This is a genomic window from Armatimonadota bacterium (assembly GCA_016789105.1).
Classification (GTDB): domain Bacteria; phylum Armatimonadota; class Fimbriimonadia; order Fimbriimonadales; family Fimbriimonadaceae; genus UphvI-Ar2.
This window is the reverse complement of the sequence record JAEURN010000004.1, coordinates 303,563-327,111: the sequence shown is the minus strand read 5'-3', so window position 1 is coordinate 327,111 and position 23,549 is coordinate 303,563. Positions and strand designations below refer to the sequence as shown.

The 23,549-nt window shown below is 58.5% G+C and carries 26 protein-coding genes and 1 tRNA gene; 19 read left to right on the top strand and 8 right to left on the bottom strand.

Annotated features, from left to right (window positions below; genetic code table 11):
- The first annotated feature begins 5 nt into the window (after positions 1–5).
- The 4 genes from JNM28_04535 to JNM28_04520 all read left to right on the top strand — a co-directional run bounded on the left by JNM28_04535 (position 6) and on the right by JNM28_04520 (position 3,014).
- Positions 6–959, top strand: coding sequence for a PEP-CTERM sorting domain-containing protein (locus tag JNM28_04535; GenBank protein ID MBL8067694.1), 954 nt, complete (start codon positions 6–8; stop codon positions 957–959).
- Between the two features lie 84 nt (positions 960–1,043).
- Positions 1,044–1,655 (top strand): NAD(P)H-dependent oxidoreductase subunit E, encoded by a 612-nt coding sequence (locus JNM28_04530; protein ID MBL8067693.1) that lies wholly within the window; start codon positions 1,044–1,046, stop codon positions 1,653–1,655.
- Positions 1,656–1,867: 212 nt separating this feature from the next.
- On the top strand, positions 1,868–2,791 hold the full coding sequence (locus JNM28_04525) for a prepilin-type N-terminal cleavage/methylation domain-containing protein (GenBank protein MBL8067692.1): 924 nt from the start codon (positions 1,868–1,870) through the stop codon (positions 2,789–2,791).
- Between the two features lies 1 nt (position 2,792).
- Positions 2,793–3,014 (top strand): hypothetical protein, encoded by a 222-nt coding sequence (locus JNM28_04520; GenBank protein ID MBL8067691.1) that lies wholly within the window; start codon positions 2,793–2,795, stop codon positions 3,012–3,014.
- Between the two features lie 44 nt (positions 3,015–3,058).
- Here JNM28_04520 and JNM28_04515 read toward each other — a convergent pair whose 3' ends face one another.
- Both JNM28_04515 and JNM28_04510 read right to left on the bottom strand, forming a co-directional pair.
- Positions 3,059–3,259, bottom strand: coding sequence for a hypothetical protein (locus JNM28_04515; protein ID MBL8067690.1), 201 nt, complete (start codon positions 3,257–3,259; stop codon positions 3,059–3,061).
- A complete protein-coding gene (locus JNM28_04510) occupies positions 3,259–4,152 on the bottom strand; it encodes a prepilin-type N-terminal cleavage/methylation domain-containing protein (protein ID MBL8067689.1) in 894 nt (297 codons plus the stop codon). The genes JNM28_04515 and JNM28_04510 overlap by 1 nt, the downstream gene beginning before the upstream one ends.
- Before the next feature lie 189 nt (positions 4,153–4,341).
- On the opposite strand from JNM28_04510, the gene nuoF reads away from it, so the two are divergent.
- A complete protein-coding gene (gene nuoF / locus JNM28_04505) occupies positions 4,342–5,673 on the top strand; it encodes an NADH-quinone oxidoreductase subunit NuoF (protein ID MBL8067688.1) in 1,332 nt (443 codons plus the stop codon).
- A gap of 2 nt (positions 5,674–5,675) precedes the next feature.
- Here the strand turns inward: nuoF and JNM28_04500 are convergent, their stop codons facing one another.
- Entirely contained in the window at positions 5,676–8,042 is a 2,367-nt protein-coding gene (locus JNM28_04500; protein MBL8067687.1) for a beta-galactosidase, read from the bottom strand.
- A gap of 306 nt (positions 8,043–8,348) precedes the next feature.
- Here JNM28_04500 and JNM28_04495 point away from each other — a divergent pair, with 306 nt between their 5' ends.
- Positions 8,349–9,095, top strand: a complete 747-nt coding sequence (locus tag JNM28_04495) for a hypothetical protein (GenBank protein MBL8067686.1) — start codon at positions 8,349–8,351, stop codon at positions 9,093–9,095.
- Positions 9,096–9,206: 111 nt separating this feature from the next.
- A tRNA-Arg gene (locus JNM28_04490) sits at positions 9,207–9,282 on the top strand.
- Between the two features lie 5 nt (positions 9,283–9,287).
- On the opposite strand, the gene JNM28_04485 is transcribed toward JNM28_04490, so the two are convergent.
- Complete coding sequence (locus tag JNM28_04485; protein MBL8067685.1) at positions 9,288–10,463, bottom strand: hypothetical protein; 1,176 nt, start codon at positions 10,461–10,463, stop codon at positions 9,288–9,290.
- Between the two features lie 75 nt (positions 10,464–10,538).
- Here JNM28_04485 and JNM28_04480 point away from each other — a divergent pair, with 75 nt between their 5' ends.
- From JNM28_04480 to JNM28_04430, 11 genes are all read left to right on the top strand, one after another.
- The gene (locus tag JNM28_04480; protein MBL8067684.1) at positions 10,539–11,162 is read left to right on the top strand and encodes a TetR/AcrR family transcriptional regulator; all 624 of its coding nucleotides are present in this window, start codon (positions 10,539–10,541) and stop codon (positions 11,160–11,162) included.
- Positions 11,152–11,511, top strand: coding sequence for a biotin/lipoyl-binding protein (locus JNM28_04475; protein MBL8067683.1), 360 nt, complete (start codon positions 11,152–11,154; stop codon positions 11,509–11,511). The genes JNM28_04480 and JNM28_04475 overlap by 11 nt, the downstream gene beginning before the upstream one ends.
- Positions 11,512–11,526: 15 nt before the next feature.
- The gene (locus JNM28_04470) at positions 11,527–12,597 is read left to right on the top strand and encodes an HlyD family efflux transporter periplasmic adaptor subunit (protein MBL8067682.1); all 1,071 of its coding nucleotides are present in this window, start codon (positions 11,527–11,529) and stop codon (positions 12,595–12,597) included.
- Positions 12,587–13,543, top strand: a complete 957-nt coding sequence (locus JNM28_04465; protein MBL8067681.1) for an ABC transporter ATP-binding protein — start codon at positions 12,587–12,589, stop codon at positions 13,541–13,543. The genes JNM28_04470 and JNM28_04465 overlap by 11 nt, the downstream gene beginning before the upstream one ends.
- A complete protein-coding gene (locus tag JNM28_04460; protein ID MBL8067680.1) occupies positions 13,540–14,619 on the top strand; it encodes an ABC transporter permease in 1,080 nt (359 codons plus the stop codon). Before JNM28_04465 ends, JNM28_04460 begins: the two co-directional genes overlap by 4 nt.
- Positions 14,620–14,640: 21 nt before the next feature.
- Entirely contained in the window at positions 14,641–15,243 is a 603-nt protein-coding gene (locus JNM28_04455; protein MBL8067679.1) for a DUF1211 domain-containing protein, read from the top strand.
- A 13-nt stretch (positions 15,244–15,256) separates the two neighbouring features.
- On the top strand, positions 15,257–16,561 hold the full coding sequence (locus tag JNM28_04450) for an AAA family ATPase (protein MBL8067678.1): 1,305 nt from the start codon (positions 15,257–15,259) through the stop codon (positions 16,559–16,561).
- A gap of 160 nt (positions 16,562–16,721) precedes the next feature.
- Positions 16,722–17,636 (top strand): prepilin-type N-terminal cleavage/methylation domain-containing protein, encoded by a 915-nt coding sequence (locus JNM28_04445; protein MBL8067677.1) that lies wholly within the window; start codon positions 16,722–16,724, stop codon positions 17,634–17,636.
- 1 nt (position 17,637) lies between these two features.
- Entirely contained in the window at positions 17,638–17,862 is a 225-nt protein-coding gene (locus JNM28_04440) for a hypothetical protein (GenBank protein MBL8067676.1), read from the top strand.
- 90 nt (positions 17,863–17,952) lie between these two features.
- Positions 17,953–18,144, top strand: a complete 192-nt coding sequence (locus JNM28_04435; protein ID MBL8067675.1) for a hypothetical protein — start codon at positions 17,953–17,955, stop codon at positions 18,142–18,144.
- Positions 18,145–18,192: 48 nt separating this feature from the next.
- The gene (locus JNM28_04430; GenBank protein ID MBL8067674.1) at positions 18,193–19,380 is read left to right on the top strand and encodes an ABC transporter permease; all 1,188 of its coding nucleotides are present in this window, start codon (positions 18,193–18,195) and stop codon (positions 19,378–19,380) included.
- Positions 19,381–19,383: 3 nt separating this feature from the next.
- Here JNM28_04430 and JNM28_04425 read toward each other — a convergent pair whose 3' ends face one another.
- Positions 19,384–19,728, bottom strand: coding sequence for a prepilin-type N-terminal cleavage/methylation domain-containing protein (locus JNM28_04425; protein MBL8067673.1), 345 nt, complete (start codon positions 19,726–19,728; stop codon positions 19,384–19,386).
- A gap of 62 nt (positions 19,729–19,790) precedes the next feature.
- On the bottom strand, positions 19,791–21,650 hold the full coding sequence (locus tag JNM28_04420) for a threonine--tRNA ligase (protein MBL8067672.1): 1,860 nt from the start codon (positions 21,648–21,650) through the stop codon (positions 19,791–19,793).
- Positions 21,651–21,756: 106 nt separating this feature from the next.
- On the opposite strand from JNM28_04420, the gene JNM28_04415 reads away from it, so the two are divergent.
- On the top strand, positions 21,757–22,539 hold the full coding sequence (locus tag JNM28_04415) for a hypothetical protein (GenBank protein MBL8067671.1): 783 nt from the start codon (positions 21,757–21,759) through the stop codon (positions 22,537–22,539).
- On the opposite strand, the gene JNM28_04410 is transcribed toward JNM28_04415, so the two are convergent.
- Together JNM28_04410 and JNM28_04405 are read right to left on the bottom strand one after the other, a co-directional pair.
- The gene (locus JNM28_04410) at positions 22,514–22,876 is read right to left on the bottom strand and encodes a hypothetical protein (GenBank protein ID MBL8067670.1); all 363 of its coding nucleotides are present in this window, start codon (positions 22,874–22,876) and stop codon (positions 22,514–22,516) included. The genes JNM28_04415 and JNM28_04410 overlap by 26 nt on opposite strands.
- The gene (locus JNM28_04405) at positions 22,876–23,535 is read right to left on the bottom strand and encodes a TIGR00266 family protein (protein ID MBL8067669.1); all 660 of its coding nucleotides are present in this window, start codon (positions 23,533–23,535) and stop codon (positions 22,876–22,878) included. The genes JNM28_04410 and JNM28_04405 overlap by 1 nt, the downstream gene beginning before the upstream one ends.
- Between the last annotated feature and the right edge of the window lie 14 nt (positions 23,536–23,549).

Below are 23,549 nucleotides of genomic sequence, written 5' to 3'. Positions count from 1 at the left end.
AACAAATGAACGTCTACAAAATCGGGGCCCTGTCGGGCCTTGCCACCCTTGCTTTGGCGGCCAACGCCTCGGGCAGTTACTCCACCGGATTCGAAGAATTTACTGCCGGAAACATCGACGGCCAAGGAGGCTGGAGCATCAATTCTAATGCCAACCACCAGGGCATCGTCCAATCCGCAGTCAAGTTCAGCGGCGACCAAGCCCTTGAAATCCGAACCCAAGACAACGAAGCCACGCAAAACAGTTTCATGGGGGTCATCGATGGACTCCGCACCCCCTTGATCGACAAATCAGGCGAATCCACTACGATCAACGGGCCCGCGCTCAACAACCAATGGACATGCAGTTTCTGGTTCCGGACGCCCGATGCGGCCATTGCCAACAACACCTCCTCAAACTTCGAAGATCCCTACGGCGGCATTTTGGAACTCAACCCCAGCTTCAGCAACGGGTCCAGTGGAAGCCGATATGCCAACCTTGGCCTGTATGATGCTGCCCTGGACACCCAGAATTATTGGAACGGCGATTTCGGGTATTCGTCGGGCCTGATCCTCGACATCTATTCGATCAGTAGCCCCGGCAATAGCTTCGATTCGATCGCGGCGGCCAACCTGAGCTATGCCACCTGGTACCGCATCGACATGTCGGTGCTGTTCGCCGATGGCGAAAACGGGGATGGAACCAACAACGACATCTTTACCGTCAGCGTTTCGGACGCCTCCAACACCCCGCTGGGAACCGCAGTCGGTTCCACATGGGAGTACGGATTCCGCAACGCGAGTTGGGGTACCGGCGGCCCGATGTCGATCGACAACTTCTCCGTCCGGTCGATGCGAGACACCGGAAATCGCAATCTCGGATACATCGACGACCTGACGATGGAATCCGTCCCCGAGCCGGGAACGATTGCCTTGTTCGCCCTTGGTGCAACGGCCGCACTCAAGCGACGCAAAAAGTAACCGGGCAACTATCCAATTGTGGCCGTCCCGACCCAATCGGGGCGGCCCTTCCCTATACGAATTTCCAGTACACTACGCCAACCGATGAGCGACCTCATCCAACTCGGAGCCGTCAACGAAAGGCCAAAGGCACCCAAGGCCGACGAACTGGAACTCAAGTTCTCACAGACCGCAATTGACCAGTTGGAGGCCCTCAAATCCCACTATCCCGAGGTCAAGGCGTGCATCTTGCCCGGGTTGTGGATTGCGCAACGGGAGTACGGCGGTTTCCTTTCCGCCAATGCGATCGCCGAAGTGGCCCACAGGCTCAACCGGAGCTATGCCGAAGTGGAAGGGGTCGCCACGTTTTACAGCATGTACAACACCGCCCACGCTGTGGGCAAACACATGATCGAGGTCTGCACCTGCCTGACCTGCCACATGTGCGGCGCCTACCGGATTGGGGACTACCTCAAAGAAAAGCTCGGCATCGGATACGGCGAAACAACGGCCGATGGGCTTTTCACCTTGCATGAAGTCGAATGTCTGAACGCCTGCGATCGGGCGCCCCTACTGCAAGTTGGAGACCAATACCATGGCCCCGTCGACAAGACTTATGTTGATAAGCTGATCGAAGACCTCAAATCTCAGGAGCCGACCGTCACCCAACTGGCCGATTCCATCGTCAAAGTGCACTTGCGTGATGGGAAGCTGTAAGATCCATCCCCGCTCTTAAGCACGTGGCCCCTTGCCAACGAAATTCTGATTTGAATTCCGTGCAATATCGGCAAGCGGCAAATGCCTTTTGTTGAAGCTTGCTTCGGCAAATTTGATTTTGCCTCTGGCAAAGCCGGCAAGTTTGCTGTAAAGTAGATCATTCCTGGGTGGTCTTCTGTGTAGGGTGGCTTCCCTTGAATGGGGATCGTTTAATGAAACGCCATGCCTTTACACTGATCGAGCTGCTGGTGGTCATCGCCATCATCGCAATCCTTGCCGCTATCCTGTTCCCTGTCTTTGCCCAAGCCAAAAGCGCGGCCAAAAAGACCTCGTCGCTCTCCAACGTGAAGCAACTCAACACGGGAACCCAGATCTACCTTTCCGACTACGACGACACCTTCCCGCTGGCCTACGGCAAGGTCCCCGGTGGGGGATGGGCGTGGAATGCTTGGTTGGAAGTGCCCCAAAACTGGTCTACTTACAGCGCGAGCTTGACGGCCTACTCGAGCGGCTCGTGGCACAACGAGATCGACCCGTATGTCAAAAACCGCCAGATCGCCGAGTCCCCGGACGGCATTAAACTGAACATCGCGTTCTACTCAACACTTTTGCCCGGCAAAGTCAAAGAGCCCGGCATCACCGGCTACGGCTATAACGGGATGCTCCACGGATACAACGCCACCGCGGTCACCAGTCCGGTCACGACCCCGCTGGCCACCCAAGTTGGCGGTAAAGACAACGTCGTCGGGTTTGACACCGGCCCGTTCCCTGCCCTGTATTGCGGGGTCACCAGCGACCCATCCTGCCAATACCGGCCGACGGCCTCCGGTTGCAGCGGTTATGGCAACGGGACATACAGCTATTGGTTCGGCCCCTACAACACGCAGTGGATGTACGGCAACACCCAAACGTGGAGCTATGTCGATGGCCATGCCAAAGCGGTCAAACTCGGCATGAACTATGGCCCGGGCACCCGCACCGATTACCGCAACGACCCGTTTGCTAACTACCTGAAGGCAGACGGCCGGGCCAACTACCTCTACAGTTGGTATGACGAATACTACTGCCACGCCCTGATGTTCCGGCCCGACTGGGATGGCCAAACCATCACCGGAACCCCATATGCGGCCTACTAACATGAAGCAAGCGCTGGCCGTGCTCCTGTTGGCCGCCTCGCTCGGTGCCGCCCTCTGCGGATGCGCCCAGGCGGAAGAAGCCCCGCAAAACAAGTCGGCCGATGTGGCTAAAGACATCCCCGCAGACCAGCCGTTGCCCCCGGGGGCGGCGGAACGCACAGCGGCCAAACAGGCCGAAACCGGTGTCGACCCGAACGATCCAAGTTCACGCGGAAGGCGATAAAAAATAACGGGGCTGCGGGTTCTTCCCGCAGCCCCGTTTGCCGGCTATCTGCTTTCGGTGCGCGCGCCCGCTGATTCCGAACCGCCGGCCTCGGCCTTGGTGCGGCCCTCCCGCCCCGGGACTTGGTCAGCCTGCTTGTACGTCCCTTCCGCCGGTGGTTTGTAGTCGCCTTCTGGTTCAGATGGGGCGCATCCACCCATCAATGCGAGGGCGATCAGCCCCAATAGTGCCGTTGATACCCGCATCAGAAGAACACCGGAGTCCCAAAATTCTGGAAGTCAAAGTCCGGCATGAACAGCAATGTGTGGCAGAAATTGGTGTCTTGCCACTCGTTCCACCGCGCGACCCCGTTGGCGTTGTAGGCCGCCCAGAAATCATTTCGGAAATCGCTGGCCGTCGTCGGTCCACCAGCCACCCGGGTGAATTTGGCGTGGCTATCGGCATAGGTTGCGTTCATCCCCTGACCAAACATCCACATGGAAGCCCCATTCGGGTTACTGAGTTCGCTCCACTCGCCGTTGCGGGCCGCCCCATTGCAACTCGGCGAGCTCGGCACGTATTGGCAAGGGCCGGGAAGCCTGCAATTGAGGCGGGAGCCCGGACGTGTCAAACCCTTGAAATTCCGATTGCCATACGGGTTGGTGATGACCCGCAGCTTCGCAACATCCGTAACCGCCGTCGATGAATATTGCGTCAACAGGGTGTTGAAGGAGTAGCCGACATCCGAAGTTGGCCTGACCGCGGTGCCATAGATGTTGCCAAACGGGCTGAATTGGCTGGATCCCGGTGAGGCCAAGATCTGGTCATTTTTGATGTAGGGCCGGACGTTGTTTGGCCAGGCCGCCCCCATTGCAGCGAAATAGGCCGCATTGCCAGAACCGTCCCAGTCTTGGGGAGTGTCGACATAGCTCAACCACTGGAACTGGCCGCTGATGTACGGGTAAGCCAGGGGGAACAGGTCGTCGTAATCGCTCAAATAGATTTGGATGGCCGTCCCCATGTTTTTTTGATTGCTCAAGTCTTGAGTCTTCTTGGCCGCAACCTTCGCCTGCGCAAAGACAGGGAAGAGGATTGCCGCGAGGATCGCGATAATGGCGATCACAACGAGCAGCTCGATCAATGTAAAGGCTTTTTTCATAAGTGCTCCCAACCAGATTTCCATCCGGCTGAACTCAAGAAGCCCGGCGGGCCCATTCGGCCAGCCAGGCTGTCTCCACGCTTCTGTACCATGCCGGCAGGATCCCGGGTTCCCGGATTTGTCCGGATACCCCGCCGAACCGACGTGCCGTATCCCGCGTTTCCAGCCGAGTAGAATGGGATCAACGCGATGGCCGAATACAAGCTGCTGTTCGAACACACCGATGACCCCCAGTTCAAGACCCTGAAGGGGTACCTCGCCAAAGGCGGATACAAAGGGCTGGCAAAAGCCTTGAAAATGGAGCGGCAAGCCATCATCGATGAGATCAAGACTAGCGGGCTCCGGGGACGCGGTGGGGCCGGGTTTCCCACCTGGATCAAATGGAACGGCATCGCTAAAGAAAAAACCGCCGCCCACCACTTTGTGCTCTGCAACGCCGACGAAGGCGAACCCGGCACATTCAAAGACAAGCAGATCATGGAGACCATCCCCTTCACGTTGATCGAAGGGATGACCATTGCGGCATTTGCCACCCAAGCCGATGCCGGATACATCTACATCCGCGGGGAATTCGTCGATTCCGCCAAAGCCTTGCGCAACGCCATTGACGAAGCCTATGCCAACGGGTACCTCGGCAAAAACATCCAAGGCAGCGGGTTCGATTTCGACCTCTACATCCACTTAGGTGCTGGCTCTTATGAATGCGGTGAAGAGTCTGCCCTCATGAGCTCGCTGATGGGAGAACGCGGGATGCCCCGGCTCAAGTTCCCCCATGCCCCGTTGCCAACCGTGGCCGGATTGTGGGATTACCCGACCGTCATCAACAACGTCGAAAGCTACGCCTGCGCCCCTTATATCATTGACCGGGGCGGGGAGTGGTACGCGACTCTGGGGGCATCCACCAAAAATTCCCGGGGAACCAAGCTCTTCTCAGTCAGCGGCCACGTCAACAAGCCAGGCAACTACGAAATCGAATTCGGCACGACCCTCATGGAGTTGCTGGAAATGTCCGGCGGAATGAAAGGAGGCAAACTCAAAGCCTGCGTCCCCGGAGGTTCGTCAGTCCCCATCATCAATGCGGAGGCCGTCGGCCAAGCAATCATCGGTTACGAAGAAATGGCCGAGGTCAAATCCATGGTCGGTTCGGGGGCTTGTATGTTCCTCAATGAACACACCTGTATCGTCAGCTTCATCTGGAGGACGGCACTGTTTTATGCCAACGAATCTTGTGGCAAATGCACCCCATGCCGCGAAGGAACCAAGTGGATGGAACAGATCCTGCGGAGAATTGTGATGGGCAACGGCCAACCGGGAGACATGGATCTGTTGATGCAGATCACCGAGCAGATCGACGGTCGGTCGTTCTGCGGGCTTGGCGATGCCGCGGCATGGCCAGTGGCCGCCGCCTTGCGCGTTTTCCCGGAAGAGTTTGAGTACTACATTCGGCACGGCAAGTCCATGGTGGATTCGCCGGAGGCATTTGCTCTCGCCCCGGCCTGGCAGCAACCGGTCTTGGCCTAGGCTCAACCAGCAAACCGGATTCGCGCCGGTTCCGTTCCGGGCAAAACCTGGCACGCCCATTGGTCGCCGAGCTTTGTGGTTTGAATCCCCTCGTCCATTTCCACGACGGATCCGGCGATCGCCACCCGTTCCGGCAACGTGCCACGACGGAACCAAACTTCGTTCCCTGCTCGGCGGACGATCTCTGCCGTGGACCAGATGATTCGGCCCCGGCCGATCACGGCATTTGATGGCAAGAGCTTAGCGGTGCGGCCGGCCAAGTGAACCGCCCCCATCTCTGGCTGGATCAGATCCCCCTGGAGTCGGATTTCCTTGGAATGGTCGTCGAGGTTGACCAGGCTGACCAAATCCCCTAGGTCCGAACGGAAACGCCCCAACATCAACCCGCCCGAATGGTCATCGTGGCTAACCGCAGGTTTGACGCCATGCCAGGCAAAGAATTTCTGCCAAAAATCCAGGTGCTGGGGCGGTTGCACGGTCAGCAACGTCACAGTTCCTTCCCCAACCCGGATTCTTGCGCCCAGCAGATCCGGCGACTGGGCCATGCGGAAAATCGGTTCGGCATCGGCGCATCGGAACGGGAACCCCTCGTAAAAACGGGACTCCGCCATCTCCGCAGCCGGGCCAAACCCCCGCATGCTTGGGAAATAGCCAACCGAACCCCGGGCTGTCTCCCCGAGCGTGACCCCGAGCCGGCCCGCAATCGGGAGCCCGGAGTTGCCAAGCAAATCCAATTGCGGAATCGCCCCGAACAAGATCGCCTTCCCCCCGCCTTCAGCAAATGCAATGATCCTCTCAGCGACCCTGCGGTTCATGTGGGGTGACGTTGCCACAACCAATACCTGCTGCTCGATCCGGGCGTCCGATTCCAGGTTGACGGCGGGAAACCCCAATCCACATTGCCACATCGCCCGGATGATCCGGTCTTGCCAACCCCGCGCCGATTCCAAACTTGATGCTAACTCCCGCATTGGCCCCGGCGGCTTCAGGTCAGTTTGGTAGGCACTTGGCATGAACCCAATGGCGATGTCATCCCATTCTTCCTTTCCGGTGGCCAAAATCGCGGCGTTCGCGGCAAGCACCCCGTTCGTATCCTTCAAATTGAAGTAGACAGGGTCGAGTTGTCCTTCTGGTCCGATTGGGGCGGCAAATCCATGCCGGCCACCGGTGGTGCCCAGCCGGCCGTTGCCATCGTTGGGAGGGTTATCCAGCCGGGGGTTATGCCCTCCGGCGATCAGATAGTGGTTGAGCAGACGGTTGCCCTGAATAACGCTTACCCTGGCTTTGAAGTCTGTTGCTTTGCCGGAGTAGCGGTTGCCGCCGGTTTCGCCGTAATCCCCCGTTCCCGCCTCAAACTCCACGCTGCTCAAAGGTTGGTTTGGCAAATTTGTGTAAGCCATGAATGCATTCAACATATATAAATCCCCGGCATTCTCGCGAGTGATATCGCCCAGGTAATGATCGCTCGACCCCCAAAATTGTCCCTCTTGCGCATAACTTTCATAAACTTGAGCGATCCCGATAGGAAAGGTGGTGGCCCGGCCGCCCCCGCTGCCATGGATGTTCACCAGGAAGGGAACTCCCTGCACGCCGCCCTGCTCGGCGAATCGACGCAATGCCGCGACATACCGCGCAAACTCGCCACGGATGAACTGGTGGTAATCGTTCCAAAATCGGAGGGCGGACGGTTGGTTGGGCTCACGGAGCATCTTCGCCCGCATCTCGGGGTCGCCGAGGTCGAACGGGTAATCGTCCGAACGCCCCTGCGACTGGACGAACCGCGCGAATTCGCAGAGGGTGTCGTCGCTCAAGTCGGGGTCTTCGCTCCAACACTGCAGCATGCCGATCTCGTTATCCAGTTGGACGGCGATGACATTCCCCCCGGTGGGTTCCAACCGCTTTGCCAAAACCGGCATCACCGCGCCATACCACCGTTCGACCCGCTGCAAAAAGGCGGCGTCGTTGTACCGCACCACCCGGCTCTTGGCGGCAGACCCATTCCAATTCACCGTCACGGCATCGGGGCATTCCTCAAACACCCAGTAAGGCAAGCCCTCGTTTTTCACCTCGGCCATCACATAGGGGCCGGGCCGGGCGATAAACCAGAGCCCCATTTGCCGGCAGAGGTCGATGAACAAACCCAAATCGCGCTCGGGCCGGGTCCGCCCGTCCACATCGGCTTCCCCGCTCCGCTCCTCGTGCCACAGCCAGGGGATGTAGCTGGCAATGCAGTTGCACCCAGCTTCTTTAGCTTTGCGGATCCGGTCTTCCCATTCGGCCTTTTGAAGCCGAAAGTAGTGCACCTCGCCTGAAAGAATCAATGACGGTTTGCCATCGACAATGAACTGTCGGTTGAGCAGTTGGGCCATTGCCACGGATTCTACAATGCGGTGCAACTCTGAAAACTCAGTGGCGCCATGCCACGCACAAAGCCAGTCGAATGCCGACGCCAGCCATCGCCATCATCTCCAAAAGTTGGGCATCAGCCAATGGAATAGGGTATTGGCTGCATTCGAGGGGCAGGCTTACATTTCAGAAAAGCAACTTGAGAGCGAGCGATCTCAATTTTAACCCTGAAGTGAGACCATCACGCCTTGATATCGCGACACTTTTACGCTTCGAACTTATGATAGGGCGTCCTCACTGATTTAGGACATTGAAAGGAGCGAAAACTTATGAAACACTTCCTTGCCTTCGCAGCCATAGTGCTTGCTTCGGCGGTCCACGCCGACTTCGTTTACAACAACTTCACAGCCCCCACCGACCTCCAGCTCAACGGGAGCGCCATTCTCAGCGGCCCTGTCCTCCGCCTAACCGTGGCCGATGTCAGCGGACAAGCCGGAACCGCCTGGCACACCAATGCTCAAGATTTGTCCAACGGGTTTGCCGTCGCGGCGGTCTTTAATGGCAACGGCACCTCCGATCTCGGCCAATGGGGGCCGAACAACGGTGCCGACGGGGTCGCCTTTGCCTTCCAAGGCGATGGGGTCAACGCCCTCGGCGACGGCGGAGGAGATAACGGCATCGGCGGCGTGCCCAACATGGTAGCCCTCTCATTCCGCACCTTTTGGGACGATATCCACCTCATCACAACCGATTCCAACGGCATGATCGTCGATGACATGTCAGTTGGCTTTGCCTTTAACGACAACACCGACTACGCCCTGAGCGCCACCTACAACGCTGCGACCTCCGACTGGAACGTTTTTGTCGATAACAACTTCGTCGCCAACTTCAACCTTAATGCCTCCGGCATCTTGAATGCCCCCGTCTATGCGGGCTTGGCATCCGGCACCGGGGGTGCCGACAACAACAACGATATCAAAGCATGGGCCGTCTTCGCCAAGCCAGTCCCCGAGCCCGGTTCAATAGCGGCCGTAGCAGCTTTTGCGCTGGCGGCGTTCAAACGAAAAAAGCAGTAGCATCCCGATAGTGCCTCGGTTGCCGTGCCCGAACTGAACTCGAAAACGGCCGGCAACCGAAAGCTAAAGCCCCTGGTGATGTCACAAGATTCGGCTACAATCTATCTCCGGCCGGCCGTAGCTCAGTGGATAGAGCGCTTCCCTCCGGAGGAAGAAGTCGGAGGTTCGAATCCTCTCGGCCGGGCCAAAGTTTTAATAGCCGCCAGGCGGCACCGCCCCTGGCTCTTGCCAGGGCGATTTTTGCAGGCAGTCGATCGGCCCGGTTCGGTTCACCACATCCACAAACGGACGCCAATTCGCCTGCATGGAGATTTTCAAGCCGTTCCCGGCAAAGACATGGTGGAACTGGTGGCCGATCATCCCGATCGTCATCCGCTGGTCGCTGGCCCGCGTGCCCGCAAGGTTCCGCTCGACAAGGCCGTTGCGGCACTGTTCAAAACCGATCGCGTAATCATCCGTGGTGCCGGTCACAAAATTTTCCGAAACATTGAACCCAGCGGTGTAATAAAACGAAACACCCGCCACCCGGCAATCGGTGAACCGGTTGCCCAAAACCTGAAGGTTCCGCAAGTCCTCGGCCGGATTGTAAGTGTAGAGGTAGTACGTCTTGCCCTTTTGCCACACATCGGGGGAAACCAGCGTCACGTCGTTCCCCATTTCCGCTGTGCACCGGACGCTCCGCATCCCAGTTGCATACCAAGCGTTTTGTGTTAGGGGCAAATAATCTAACTTGTACGGAACGCGGCCATATTGTGTCTTCTCACCGGTTTGCAGGCGGAATACCACCGAATTCGTCCCGTTCCCGACCACCGTCAACGGCTTGTTGTGGCTTTCCAGCCCCCCGTTGATGTTGACCCCTCCCACAAACTGGTCACCGTCTTTCCACCAGCTGTCGATCCCCCGCGCGCGTGCCTTGTCTTTGAACGTCCACGGGTGCCCCGGCATCGCCTCGATCCCGATCCTGAATCCGGTCAAAGAGCAGTTCTTGACAGTGACGTTGCTGCTGCCGATAATCCAGATCCCGACCCCTTGGCCAGCCTCCAGACCCCGGCTGCCCCCCGGGAGTTCGAGATCGCACCCTTCGATCCTGGCCGCCGAAACCCGTGAGAGCCGGATGCCCCTCGCCTTCACGTTCTGCAGGGTGAACGTCGCAGAACCGAGCCATATCTCGCCGTCAACGGTGAAATTGGAAAGGAGACCGCTCTTGCCCTCGATTCGCAAGGGTTTCCCTCCCGTGCGGTAAGACTTCCCGCCGCCATCAAAGACGCCGGTTTGGGCAACCGCCCGGGAAATCTCTGCTGCCGAGCCGATCTCGGCAGATTCCCCGTTCCATGCAAACAGGAAAGCGGCGAGAATCGAGATTGCCATCACTCCCATAGACGCACAATCCGGGCCGGGGAAAACGTCCCGGCATGTTTTGACCGATCGGTCAAACTATTGACCGTGCGGTCAACACGGACAAAGCCCGCTCTCGACCCGGCCGCCACCCGGTTGGCTATCCTCAATTCGGCAACCAAGCTCTTTGCCGAATCCGGGTTTGCCGCAACCTCGCTCAACCGCATCGCCCAGGCGGCCGGAGTCCCAAAATCGTTGGTGCTCTACCATTTCGAATCAAAGGAGGGGCTTTGGAATGGCGTTTTCCAGGCCAAAGGTCAGTTGATCCACCAGGTTGCCCAGGCCATCATCGACGGCGACCCCTCCGTCACCATCCTCGATCTCGTCAGGGCCAAGTTCCACACCCTCCAGCAAAACCCCGACCTTGTGCGGCTCATGGGCTGGATGTCGCTCGAAAACCGGGAGCCAAACCCCGAAATTGCCAAACGGGCCAAAAAGGTGCGGGAGGTCATCCGCTCGCAACCCGAGCGGTTCCAATCGCCACCCGGCTTGGAGCCTGACAAGTACGTCGTCATCCTCATGACCGCCGTGGACGGATTTTTCCGCTTCCGCAACGTTTATGAGCGCATCATGGCCTGCCCGATGACCTCAACAGAGAGTGAAGAAGAATTCCTGGCCAACCTCCTTGCCCTATCGGGCCCGACCACCCAAAACCCAGCCTATGGCCTTTAATCCCAAACGCCTTATCCCCCTTGTCGTCATTGCCGCCCTCGCCGGGGGCGGGATCTGGCTGGACCGGGTTCGGTCGGCCAACCACGCCAGCCTCTCTGGAGTCTGGGAAGCCCAGCCTGCCACCCTCAGCTCCCGGGTCGGAGGACGGGTCAAGGCATGGCTCGTTGAAGAAGGGCAGTTCGTTAAAGCAGGGACGCCGATTGCCGTCATCGACGCCGGGCCAGACCAAGCCCAAGCCGATGCCGCCGAAGCCCAAGCCGATTCCTCGCGGGCCCAAGCGTCGTTGACCGAAGCCGGGCCGAGGCCCGAGGAAATCACGCGACAAACAGCCGTGGTCGCCGAGGCCTAGGCGGTTCTGAACTCCTTGGAGCGCGGCCCCCGGAAGGAAGAAATCGCCGCCGCCCGAGAGGCCCGCAACCGGGCCGCCGCCCGGCTACAAGAACTCCGGAACGGCCCCCGAGCCCAGGATTTGGAAGCCGCCCGGGCCGCCATGCTCCGGGCCCAGGCCGTTTACGAAGCGGCTCAAAGGGGTCCCACTGCCGAGCAACGGAACCAAGCCCAAGCCGCCTATGATGCGGCAAAGAACCAAGCCGACCAAGCCCAACGCGATGCCGACCGATCCCAGGCACTCTACGACAAGGGAGTCATCTCGGGAGCCCAGAACGAAGCCGACCACACCCGGGCAAGAACGGCCGCACTCCAGGCGGAGCAAGCCCGCCAAGCCTTGGATAACCTCCGAACCCCGCCCGAGGAGCTGGCCCAATCCCGACTGGGTTTTGAACAAGCCAAGGCACAATATGAATCCTTGGCGGCCGGCACCAGACCAGAGCAGATCCGTCAGGCCCAAGCCGACCTTGGGACTGCCGAAGCTAATCTCCAACTCCTCCAATCAGGATCGCGGCCCGAAGACATTGCGGCCGCCCGCGCCCGGCTGCGACAAGCCCAAGCCATCCTCGCCAGCCTCAAAAACGGATCGCGACCCCAGGAGGTTGCCGCGGCCAAGGCAGCCGCCCATGCCACGGAACTCAACGCCAAGGCCTCGGCCGAAAAGATCGAGGACCGGACGGTCGTCGCCCCCAGGGACGGCGTTGTCGACCGGCACCTGGTTGCCGAAGGGGAGTTGGTCGCGGCTGGAACTCCCGTCGTTCGGTTCAGCGACCCCTCAGATATCTGGCTCAGAGTTTATGTTCCAGAAAACAAACTTGCCGATATCCAAATCGGCACCCCGGCCATCCTGACCATCGACGGTATTGAGGGAGATGTACGGGCCGAAGTCGAATCCATTGCAACGCAAGGGGAATTCACACCAGCCAATTTGCAATCAGCCGAGGAGCGCGGGAAGCAGGTTTTTGCCATCCGGCTGCGGTTGGCAAAGCCCGACCCTCGGGTTAAAGCCGGCATGGCCGCCACCGTCCGGGAGTTCCGTGCCAAGTAGCGATAGTGCCATCAGGACTGAAGGTCTGACCAAGCAGTTCGGCACGTTCACGGCGGTGGATCAATTGAACATCGAGGTTAAAAAGGGGAGCATTTTCGGATTCCTGGGCCCCAACGGGTCGGGAAAATCCACCTGCATCCGCATGCTGGCCGGACTCCTCTCCCCCACAAGGGGAACCGCAGTCGTCAATGGTTTCGACGTCAACCAGGAGCCGGAAAAGATCAAGGAGACCATCGGCTACATGTCGCAGGCCTTTTCCCTTTACAAGGATCTGACCGTTGACGAGAACCTCGAGTTTTTCGGAGGGGTCTACGGGCTCCGGGGCCAACGGCTGAAAGAGCGGAAGGCCGCCGTCACCGAACTCACCCAGATCGGCCCCTACACCGACCGCCGGGCCGGCCAACTTTCGGGCGGGTGGAAGCAACGCCTTGCGCTCGCTGCCGCCCTGATCCACGAACCCCAGCTCATTTTCCTCGACGAACCCACTGCGGGCATCGACCCCGTCGCGCGGCGAGACCTTTGGGATCTGCTCTTTGACCTCGCCGGCCAAGGCAAAACTCTGTTTGTCACAACGCACTACATGGATGAGGCGGAACGGTGCGACGACATCGCGTACATCTATCTTTCAAAACTGATGGTGAGAGGTTCGCCGCCAGAACTTAAACAAATTCCCGAAGTTTCCCCCGCCGGGACGAGACGGGTCGCCCTCGCCGTGCCCACCCCCGCCGTCGGGCTCGCGGCCATCCGGAATCAAAAGTTCGCTTTGGACGCCACCTTGGTCGAGTCCGAAATCCACCTCTTGGTACCGGAATCGGTCAGCGACCAAGACATCGTCGCCGTCGCGGAAAAGGCCGGAATCGGGCCGGTCAATACCCGTCCGATCGAACCTTCGTTGGAAGACGTCTTCGTTACCTTGACCCGGAACTACGAACGAGCGCAAAAATGAACACATTCCGCGGATTCCTCCCCGTTGCCCTCAAGGAGTTCAAGCACCTCATCCGCGACCGGGGCAGCCTCATCCTCGCCGTCGTTTTGCCCATTTTTCAGGTCTGCATGTATGGGTATGCCATCGACCTCAATGTCCGGCACATCAGCACCGTTTTGGTCGATTACGACCGGACGGCCGAATCGAGGGAATACGTCGACAAGCTCCACGCCACCCAATACCTGGATTTCAACTACCGGGCCGACAACAAAGAACAGGCGATTTCGATGCTCAAAGCGAACACCGCCCGGGTTGCCGTCATCATCCCGCCCGACTTTGCGCGGAAAGTCGCCGCCCATGAAAGCGCCCAGGTCGGCGTGCTGCTCGACGGTTCGGATTCCCAAGTTTCCGGCCCTGCCCGGACGGCTTTCCAGGTGGGCGGAGCGGCCCAACCCCTTGTCGAGGCCCGCACAAACGTGCTGTTCAACCCGACATCCAAGACCTCGGTGTTCATGATCCCCGGCATCATCGGGCTCATCCTGCAACTCGTGCTCACATCGCTGACTTCGGGCAGCATCGTCCGCGAGCGGGAACAGGGCTCGTTTGAACAGCTCATGGTCTCCCCCATCGGCAAAATGGGGTTGGTGCTGGGCAAGGTCGCTCCGTTCTTTCTTCTCTCCATCGTCGAGATGTTTTTGATCATGGGATTGGGTTGGCTCTTGTTCGATATGCGCGTGGCGGGCAACTTTGCCCTGCTCGTCCTAATGACGATCCCGTTCATCGTCGCTTCCTTGAGCCTGGGGCTCTTTATCTCTGCCGTAGCCCAAACCCAAGCCCAAGCTTTGCAACTCAGCACGTTCACCCTCATTCCCAATTTTCTGCTTTCGGGGTTTGTGTTCCCCCGCGACACCCTCCCCGGGTTCTTCAGCATCGTCAGCAACTTCTTGCCCCTCACCCACGAGTTGGTGATCCTCCGCGGTGTGATCGTCCGGGGGGCCGGGTTTGGCGAGGTGTGGCCTTCTGTTTTGGCCACGACACTTTTGGCGGCCGGCCTGTTAACCCTGGCGACTTCGCGTTTCAGCAAGCACGTGGCGTAAGCCGCAAGCCACAATTAAGGAGTGACGCGCAACCGCCTCGAAGCCTTTTCAGACGGGGTCTTGGCCATCCTCATCACCATCATGGTGCTCGAGATGAAAGTCCCCCACGAAGCAACATGGGCGGCCCTCTCCCCGGTGTTGCCCACCTTCCTCTCGTACACCTTGAGCTTTGCCTACCTGGCCATCTATTGGAACAACCACCACCACATGATGCATGCCGTCAAACAGGTCGATGGCAGGATCATGTGGGCCAACATGAGGTTGCTGTTTTGGCTCTCTCTGGTGCCGTTCACAACCGGGTGGCTTGGTGAAAACGGATTCGCCAAAGTCCCTTCGGCCCTTTATGGCTTCAACCTCCTGCTCTCGGCCCTAGCCTATTTCAAGCTCCAAAACACCATCATCCGCTCACAAGGGGCAGATTCTGAACTGAAGCGGGCGGTCGGCAACGATTGGAAGGGAAAAGCGTCCCTGACCCTCTACGTCTTGGGGATCGCGATCGGGTTCTACAACCAATGGTTGGCAATGGCGGTCTATGTCGCTGTGGCGATCATTTGGTTTGTCCACGACCAACGCATCGAAAAATGGCTGGCCCAGCAAGGCGGCCACACCCCGGGTACCGAGTAACCTGGCCCAGCCGATGTCCCCCATCCTCCCGGGAGAAATCCAACTTTCAGAAGAACAGCTTTCCGCCTACCGCCAAATCGAAGGGTCGCTCGTCGGTGGGAGGCTGGTCTTTGTCACAGGGCGGGCGGGAACCGGCAAATCCACCCTGCTCCGGCACCTCCGGGCCAACCTCCAGCTCAAGGGCGTCACCCTAGCCCCGACCGGCATCGCTGCCCTCAATGCCGGCGGCCAAACCATCCACAGCTTCTTCAACTTTCCCCTGGGGCCCATGGATCCGGAAACGGCCGAGATTCCTGTGTTCCGGGGCGGCCAACCCAAAAGCCGTCTCATCAACAGCCTCCAAATGGTCTTTTTGGACGAGGTGAGCATGGTGCGCGCCGACCTGATGGACGCCATCCACCTCTCCTTGATGCGGAACCGGAAATCGGGATACGCGTTCGGCGGCGTGCCGATCGTGGCCTTTGGAGACATCTGGCAACTGGAACCGGTGGTCGGGGGACCGGCCGAACAAGAATTCCTGGCCCACCATTTCAACAGCCCGTTCTTCTTTGATTCCAGGGTAGTCAAAGATGTCGGAATCGACGTCATCGAACTCAAAACAGTCCATCGGCAAGCCAACGACCCGGATTTCCTCTACATCCTTGACCAAATCCGGTCTGGCGACCCGCAAGAAGTCCATCTAATCAACGAGAGGGTCGGCGAACCTGCCGAAGGAGCAACCTTGACCCTCACCGTTACCAATGCCCGCGCCAACCTAATCAACAACCGGCACCTGATGGAACTGCCCTACCCCGAGAGGCACTATCCCGCCAAGGTCGAGGGCAACTTTGGGCGTGAACTCCCAGCCGATGAAAACTTGCGGCTGAAACCTGGGGCCCGGGTGATGTTCGTCAAAAATGGCAAAGAGTGGGTCAACGGATCATTGGGAACCGTGGTCGGGACCGACGAATTTTCCGCCCAAGTCCAACTCGATGAAGGAGGGGCCGTCGTAGAAGTCAATCCTGAGGTTTGGGAGAAGAGCCGCTACGGCTGGGATCGGCTCCGGAACCAAATCGTGACCGAACCCATCGGCAGTTTCACTCAGCTCCCTCTCAAACTGGCGTGGGCGGTGACGATCCACAAATCACAGGGGCTCACGTTCGACCGGATCCATATCGACCTGGACAGGCCCGCATTCAGCCACGGCCAAGTGTATGTTGCACTGTCCCGGTGCCGCACCTTGGCCGGGCTTTCCCTCACCAGGCCGGTTAACGAACGCGACCTCATCGTCAATCCGCACGCCTTGGATTTTGCCCAGAGAGCCGGCCTACTCTCCTAATAGGTCTAAAGACCTATCTTGAATTCCTAAGGTCCTAGCCCAGACCTGCGGTGAACCTGGATTTTCTGTTCCCTATTCTAAAAAATCCTTGGATTCCGGCTGTTCCTTGGCATATACTCACTTCAACTCCACGAACCTTTCATGGAGGAAGGAAGAACTTATGAAGCGTGCCTTTACATTGATTGAACTGCTGGTGGTCATTGCCATCATCGCAATCCTGGCCGCCATCTTGTTCCCCGTTTTCGCTCAAGCCAAAGTGGCTGCAAAGAAAGCGAAGAGCTTGGCTGAAATCAAGCAAATGGGGACGGCGACCGTCATCTACCTCAGCGACTACGACGACCTGTTCCCGCAAGGTTACGGCTACTATGCTGGCTGCGCAACCGGTTGGTGCTTGAACTACTACCACGACGTTCCGGGCGACCTCCGCTCCACCAACGCCGCTTGGCTGTCGTTCATGAACGCCACCCCGGTCAACGCCACCAACCCGTACCGCAAGAACTACCAAATGACGGCTATCGACGGTCAAATCCGCAACGTCTACACCGGTACGTTCTTGAAGGAACCGGCAACCGTCGGCTACACCTACAACGGCCTCCTCGCCGGCTACAGCAACACGGCCATCAACCGCGTGAGCAACACGCCGATGTGGCACAGCTACTGGGGCAACCTGAACTTCAAGGGTGCCACCATCACCAGCCCGGCCCTCTACTGCGCCACCGCCACCAACCTGACGTGTAACTACGTGCCGGCCACGCCGACCTGTAGCAGCGCCAACGGCCAATGGACCGTCGTCATCATCTTCGGTGGTGCCAACGGCCAAAGCCAATTCGGTTCGCACCACGTCTTTGGCAACGGTGAAAACTACGTCTACGCTGACAGCTCCGCCAAGTTCAAACGGCTCGGCATGACGCTGAACGGCGCATCTGACTTCCGCAACGACCCGTGGACCCGCTACGACAGCGCGGCCCGCCCGGGTGGCGGCTGGTACGACCAGTACTACTGCCACATCTACTCCTTCACCCCGGACTGGGACGGCACCGTCCCGACCGCTCCGTTCGAAGAGGTGTGGTACTAACGTGAGGAACGTCTGGCTGGTCGGAATCGCAACGATCTTCGCCTGCTCGGCTTTCCTCGCTGGGTGCGGTTCCTCGGAACCCGCTCCGACTGAAGGCGATGCCGCTGTGACCAAAGATATGCCCAAGGGTGAAGCCCCTGCGGCCGCTGGTCAACGCGACGCTGCCGGAACCAAGGCAAGCTCTGAGCCGATGACGCTCGAGCCTCCGCCATCAGACGGCAAGTAACTGCTTGGCGTGAGCTAAGCTGAAAGGGCCGGACGGACTTCCGTCCGGCCCTTTTCTCTTTTTAAGCCAACCGGCCATATAATGAAATCCATGAAACTCCCCTTCTTCCTCCTCGCCGGGGTGGTCTTTGCCGGATTCGCCCTTGCCGCTTGCAATTCGGAGCCCCAACCCACGCAAGGCGACGCCGAAATCGTCAAGAAGACACCAAAAAATACCAACCCTGCCTCCATGGAACGCCGCAAGGCGGCCGGCGCAACTGCCAAAGATATGGCGATCAAGTAACCCGCGTGCCGATTCCCCATCCCATCCGGACGTAGGAACGTTTCGCCAATGGCCTTCCGCGATGCGATCCAGTCCCTGTTCGAAAACATCCGCGGATCGTTACTCAGCACAGTCGGGGTTGCCGTCGCCTCCATTGCCATTCTGCTCCTTGTCAGCATCGGCCTTGGCGTGCAAAAGGACATCACGGGTCAAATCGATGGGCTGGGGGCCGACCTGCTCATCGTGGTGCCAGGGCGGATAGACCTCGGTTCGTTCAACCCCAATATCGGCGGCAAATCGTTCCTCACCCCCCAATCAGCCGACGAAATCGCCCGCTTGGATGGCGTCAAGCACGTGGCCCAACTCAGCTTTGCCGGCGGAGGAATCCAAGCGGAAAAGCTGGAAGCCTATCCAGTCATCATCGCCGCAACCCCGGAATGGCTGGGGATGCAACCCGGCAAACTCAAAGAAGGACGGTACTTCACTCCGCAAGAAGCCAAGGGCCGGTTCTGCGTGATCGGTTCGATCGCCGCCGATGAGCTTTTTCCCAATTCGTCGGCGGTCGGCAAAAACGTCACCGTCAACGGAGAGCCCTACCGAGTGGTCGGCGTCATCCAAGACCAGCACTCAGAATCCAGCCCGTTCTCGGCATTCAGCTTGGTCAATGTCGTCTATATCCCGCTCCCCTACATCCAATCCACCCAACAAAATGTCCAGATCGACCGGATCATGGTGCAGATCGACAACAGTGTGGATCCTAAATTGCTCCTTCCCAAAATCAAGCAGGTTCTGGGGAGGCGGCTCCAGGATTCGCAGTTTTCCGTGCTGACCCAAGAAGATTTGCTCAAGCTTGTTTTTGATGTGTTGGGGATCTTGGGGACTTTGGTTGTGGGGCTGACTTCGATTGCCCTTGCCGTCGGTGGGCTCGGCATCATGACGGTCATGCTGATGTCCGTTGGCGAGCGAACCAGGGAGATCGGAGTCCGGCTCGCGGTCGGGGCCAGCCGTCGTGCAATTTTCCGGCAGTTCCTCCTTGAAAGCGCCCTCATCGGCCTTGCCGGAGTCCTGATGGGGCTCGCGGTTAGTGCCGCCACCATTTACGCCATTGCGGCCACAACCTCCATCAAGCCGCTACTGACCGGGGGCACAGTCGCCATGACTTTGGCAACTGGAGTGGGGTTGGGGATTCTGTTCGGGGTCGCGCCCGCCGCTAAGGCCTCGCGGATGCACCCGGTTGAGTGCCTCCGCCACGAATAGTCGTTAAGGCGTGCCGATCGGAACCGACCGCGTCCCATGGACGCTGCAACTGGCCTCAGTGCTAATGTCGCCGATCGTATAAGTTCCGCTGCCAGGGCACTTGGGGTACTTCTTCAGATAGACCGGTGCCAGGTCGGCCTCGGTCGGCGTGTCGTTTGAGCCCATATTGTTCTCCATGCCCCAGTGGGCTTTGGCTTCGTTGATCACCCGAAGGTTCTCCATGCAGGAGGTGATCTGCGTCTTTTCCCGGATCCGCATCCAGCTCGGGACGGCAATCATCAGGATGATCCCAATGATCATCACCACGATCATGATTTCTACAAGGGTGAAGGCTCGACGACGACGCATAAGGTCAACCTGCAAGGGTTGTTCCACAATTCCCGCCCAATCCCCTCATGACTTTGAAATGATTACTGTTTTTCTTCGGCAAGCCGCGCAAATGTGCCCAAATCCATGGCCCCCAAGTCACCCTCTTCCCGGTTCCGGACCCCAACCGTGCCCGCTTCGGCATCATTGTCGCCGATGATCAGCATGTAGGGGATTTTGAGCCTCTGGGACTCGCGAATTTTCTTTCCTAGGGTTTGCCGGCTGGCATCAATCTCCACCCGGAGCCCGGGCGAGGGGATTTCCGCCGGTTCAAACGGGACTTGATCGCCTTCGGCCACTAATTTGCTTGCATATCCTTGCAACTGCGAGGCGATGTGCTTGGCATAACCGACATGCCGGTCGGCGATGGGCAAAACGGCAACTTGCACTGGGGCCAGCCAAAATGGGAACGCACCGGCATACTGTTCCGTCAACAACCCGATCATCCGTTCCAAACTGCCAAACGGCGCCCGGTGGATCATAATCGGCCGGTGGGGTTTGCTGTCTTCGCCGATGTATTCCAACTCAAACCGCTCTGGCAAGTTGTAATCCACCTGCACAGTCCCCATCTGCCACTCCCGGCCCAGAGCGTCTTTGATAATCAGGTCGAGTTTTGGGCCATAAAAGGCGGCATCTCCCGGAGAAACCTCATATTCTAAGCCGAGTTCGTCGCACGCTTGCATGATGGCCGCTTCGCTCAGTTGCCAGTTTTCGTCATGACCGACATATTTGGCATTTTCGACGTCGCGAGTCCCAACCCTCACCCGGTAGTCGGTCAATCCCAGCTTGGCCAACACGACCATCATCAGATCGACGACGCCCTTGAACTCGTCGAGCAATTGATCCGGGCGGACAAACAAGTGGGCGTCATCCTGTGTGAACCCGCGCACCCTGAGCATTCCGGCAAGCTCGCCGCTCTGCTCATATCGGTAAACCGTCCCGAATTCAGCAAGCCGAACCGGCAGATCGCGATAACTTCTTAGCGCAGAGCTATATATTTCAATGTGGAACGGACAGTTCATCGGCTTTAGGATGAATGTCTCTTTCTCCTCATCTTCCATAAACGGGAACATCTTTTCGCGGTAGGTGAGAATGTGCCCCGATTTCTCATAAAGCCGCTTGCTGGCGATGTTCGGGGTCACCACCCCTTGGTAACCGCGACGGGCTTGTTCCATTTTGAGGAAGTCGCTGAGGACATCGCGTAGCATCGCTCCTTTGGGCAGCCACAGCGGCAATCCTTGCCCCACCTTTTCGCTGAACATGAACAAGCCAAGCTCCCGGCCGAGTTTGCGGTGATCGCGCTTTTTGGCTTCTTCCAGGTTGTGCAAATAGAGTTCGAGCTCTTCTTTGGTTTCGAAAGCCGTGCCATAAATTCGTGTCAGCTGCTTGTTTTTGACGTCGCCACGCCAATAGGCACCCGCCAAAGACATGAGTTTGAAATGCTTGATCGCCCCCGTCGATTCAATATGCGGCCCACGACAAAGGTCGATGAACCGCCGTGTTTTGCCTTGTTTGTCCACAGCCTGTTGGTCGTAAAAACTGACCTCTTCCCCGGCAGGGATCGCGTCCAGGAGTTGGAGTTTGTAAAGGGCCGTTTCTTCCCCTTGCCCCAGCGTGCATTCTTCCAAAATCACCTTCCGCGCGGATTCGACGTCGGGCGCAACTTGCCTAATGATCGGTTGGTTCAGGTTGGCCAACTCGCGCATCCGCTGTTCGATCTTGCCTAGATCATGTTCGCTAATCGGCTCCGGAAAGTCGATGTCGTAATAAAAACCATTTTCGATCGGCGGGCCGATTGCCAGCTTGGAGCCGGGATAAAGTTCCGTGATGGCTTGGGCCATCAGGTGTGCAGCGGAATGCCGCAACTTATAAAGGTGTGAATCTTCGTACTTTTCTTGTGCCATTGGCTTTTCCCTCCCAAACAATGGGAACGTGTTGTCGACGATGAGGATACCGCGGGGCAAACCGTCCGACGGGAACCTAGACCCTGGAATCGTCGTCTAATCAGCCGTGAAGAAGGGCACTCTCCTGGTTTGCGCGGCGTTGGCCGCACCATTTGCACAGGCCGATTTGGCAGGGGCAAAATCCATGATGGGCAACGCCCTGCAAAACCTTGGCGACCAACCCGTTTACACCCTCTACAAGGCTGGTACCGAAGACAACAACGGCACCGTTTCTAACTTGGTTTCGATCCTCGTGGTTCGGGATTTGGATCCCAACCCCGGGGCCTTTGATTACCGGATGGAATACCGGACTTACCGGAACGGCAGCCTTGTCAGGCGGGCAGCGGTGGATGGGGCCCGGATCTGGCACTACACCGTGGCCGGGAATTCCTACTCCTCGTTTACCTATAACCAATTGGCCTACGCCGATCGGGCAACCGCCACATTCCGCACCCTGAGCAAACTGATCGTGGGCGAAGACCAAATCCTTGTCCAAACGGCACAACAGGCCTATGAGGCGTCACTGAACGGCCAAGCCTATGCGGCGAACAAATGGCTGCCTTGGATGCCGGTTAGCCAAATCGTTTCTGAAGTGCCGAACCAGACATACCAATTCCTCTCCCAGGTGCCCAACACGCGATCTGTGACTTACAACGCCACCGAAAACCCCCCGGGATACCTTTCCCTCACCAACATCACCGGTCGGACATCGGCAAACCGTGGCGGAGTGACGTTGAAGAACGACTGGAGCATCTCCGTGGACAGCAACGAATTTGCCGGGACGGACTACACGTTCAGTCCGCCTGCCGGTTCCCGGGCCATCGCTAACTCGCTCGTCCAAGGCGGCTGACCGCCGCCTCGAATTCCTCCCACGCTTCTTCAGTGGGAGGGCCGGCCATCAAAAGCCCGCCGGACACGCAGTATGCGAACTCCCGTGGTTGACCCCAATCAGCACGACCCGGGACAACCCGCCGGAACCGGCTTGGGGCTAGGGCCAGTTCCAAGTCCACTCCGAAACTAAGGATCCGCCAGCCGAGATTCGGAAATTGCCGTTCCAGCAGGCGCATCCAGATTTCCGCATCGGGAACCTGGCCAATGTCAAAAATCCCCAAAACCACCGGCGATGGCAAAGGCTCAGGGGCCATGAACCCGGCTTGGCGGAGCGTGGTGTAAGGCTTGCGGAGCATCAGCCCCGCGATGGCATCATGGCAACCAAGGCGCTTAAAGTCCGCGTCTGCGTGTACACGGTGCCCGGGCCGACCATTTCTGCCACGATCCCTTCCCCACTGGTGACCGTTCCAAGGAGGCTGCGCGTGGCTTTGCGGAGGTTGTAACCCATGCCCGAGTGGAACGCCACCAAGTGGCCGGTATCCACAATGTAGGGTTGGCCGGGGGCCAACTCGATCGGCAAGATCGCCCCGTAGCTGCTGAGCAAAAGCAGGCCCGGACCACTGATTTCTGTCATGAACAAGCCTTCCCCGCCAAAAAACCCTTTCATGCTGGTTTGGGTTTTGAAGTCGAGCCGCACGTCCCCGGCCAAAAAGCACCCGCTGGTTACGATCATGGATCGCTGGCTGACATCGACCACGGCAATGTCTCCGGGAAGACTTGGGGCCAGCAAGACCTCACCCGGGCCATTCTGAGCCGTGTAAGTGGATTGAAAGGCCGATTCCCCGGTCAGCATCCGCCCAAACATTTTGCCCAGGCCGCCCGTGATGCTGGAATCCAGGTGCATGTTTGCCGTCATGCTCATCATGGCCCCGCTTTCTGCCCGGATCGCCTCGCCTGGTTCGAGCATGATCTTGGCCACGGCGAACTCAGGCTGGAAAAGGATTTCGTGTCGCATCCCGCAATCATACT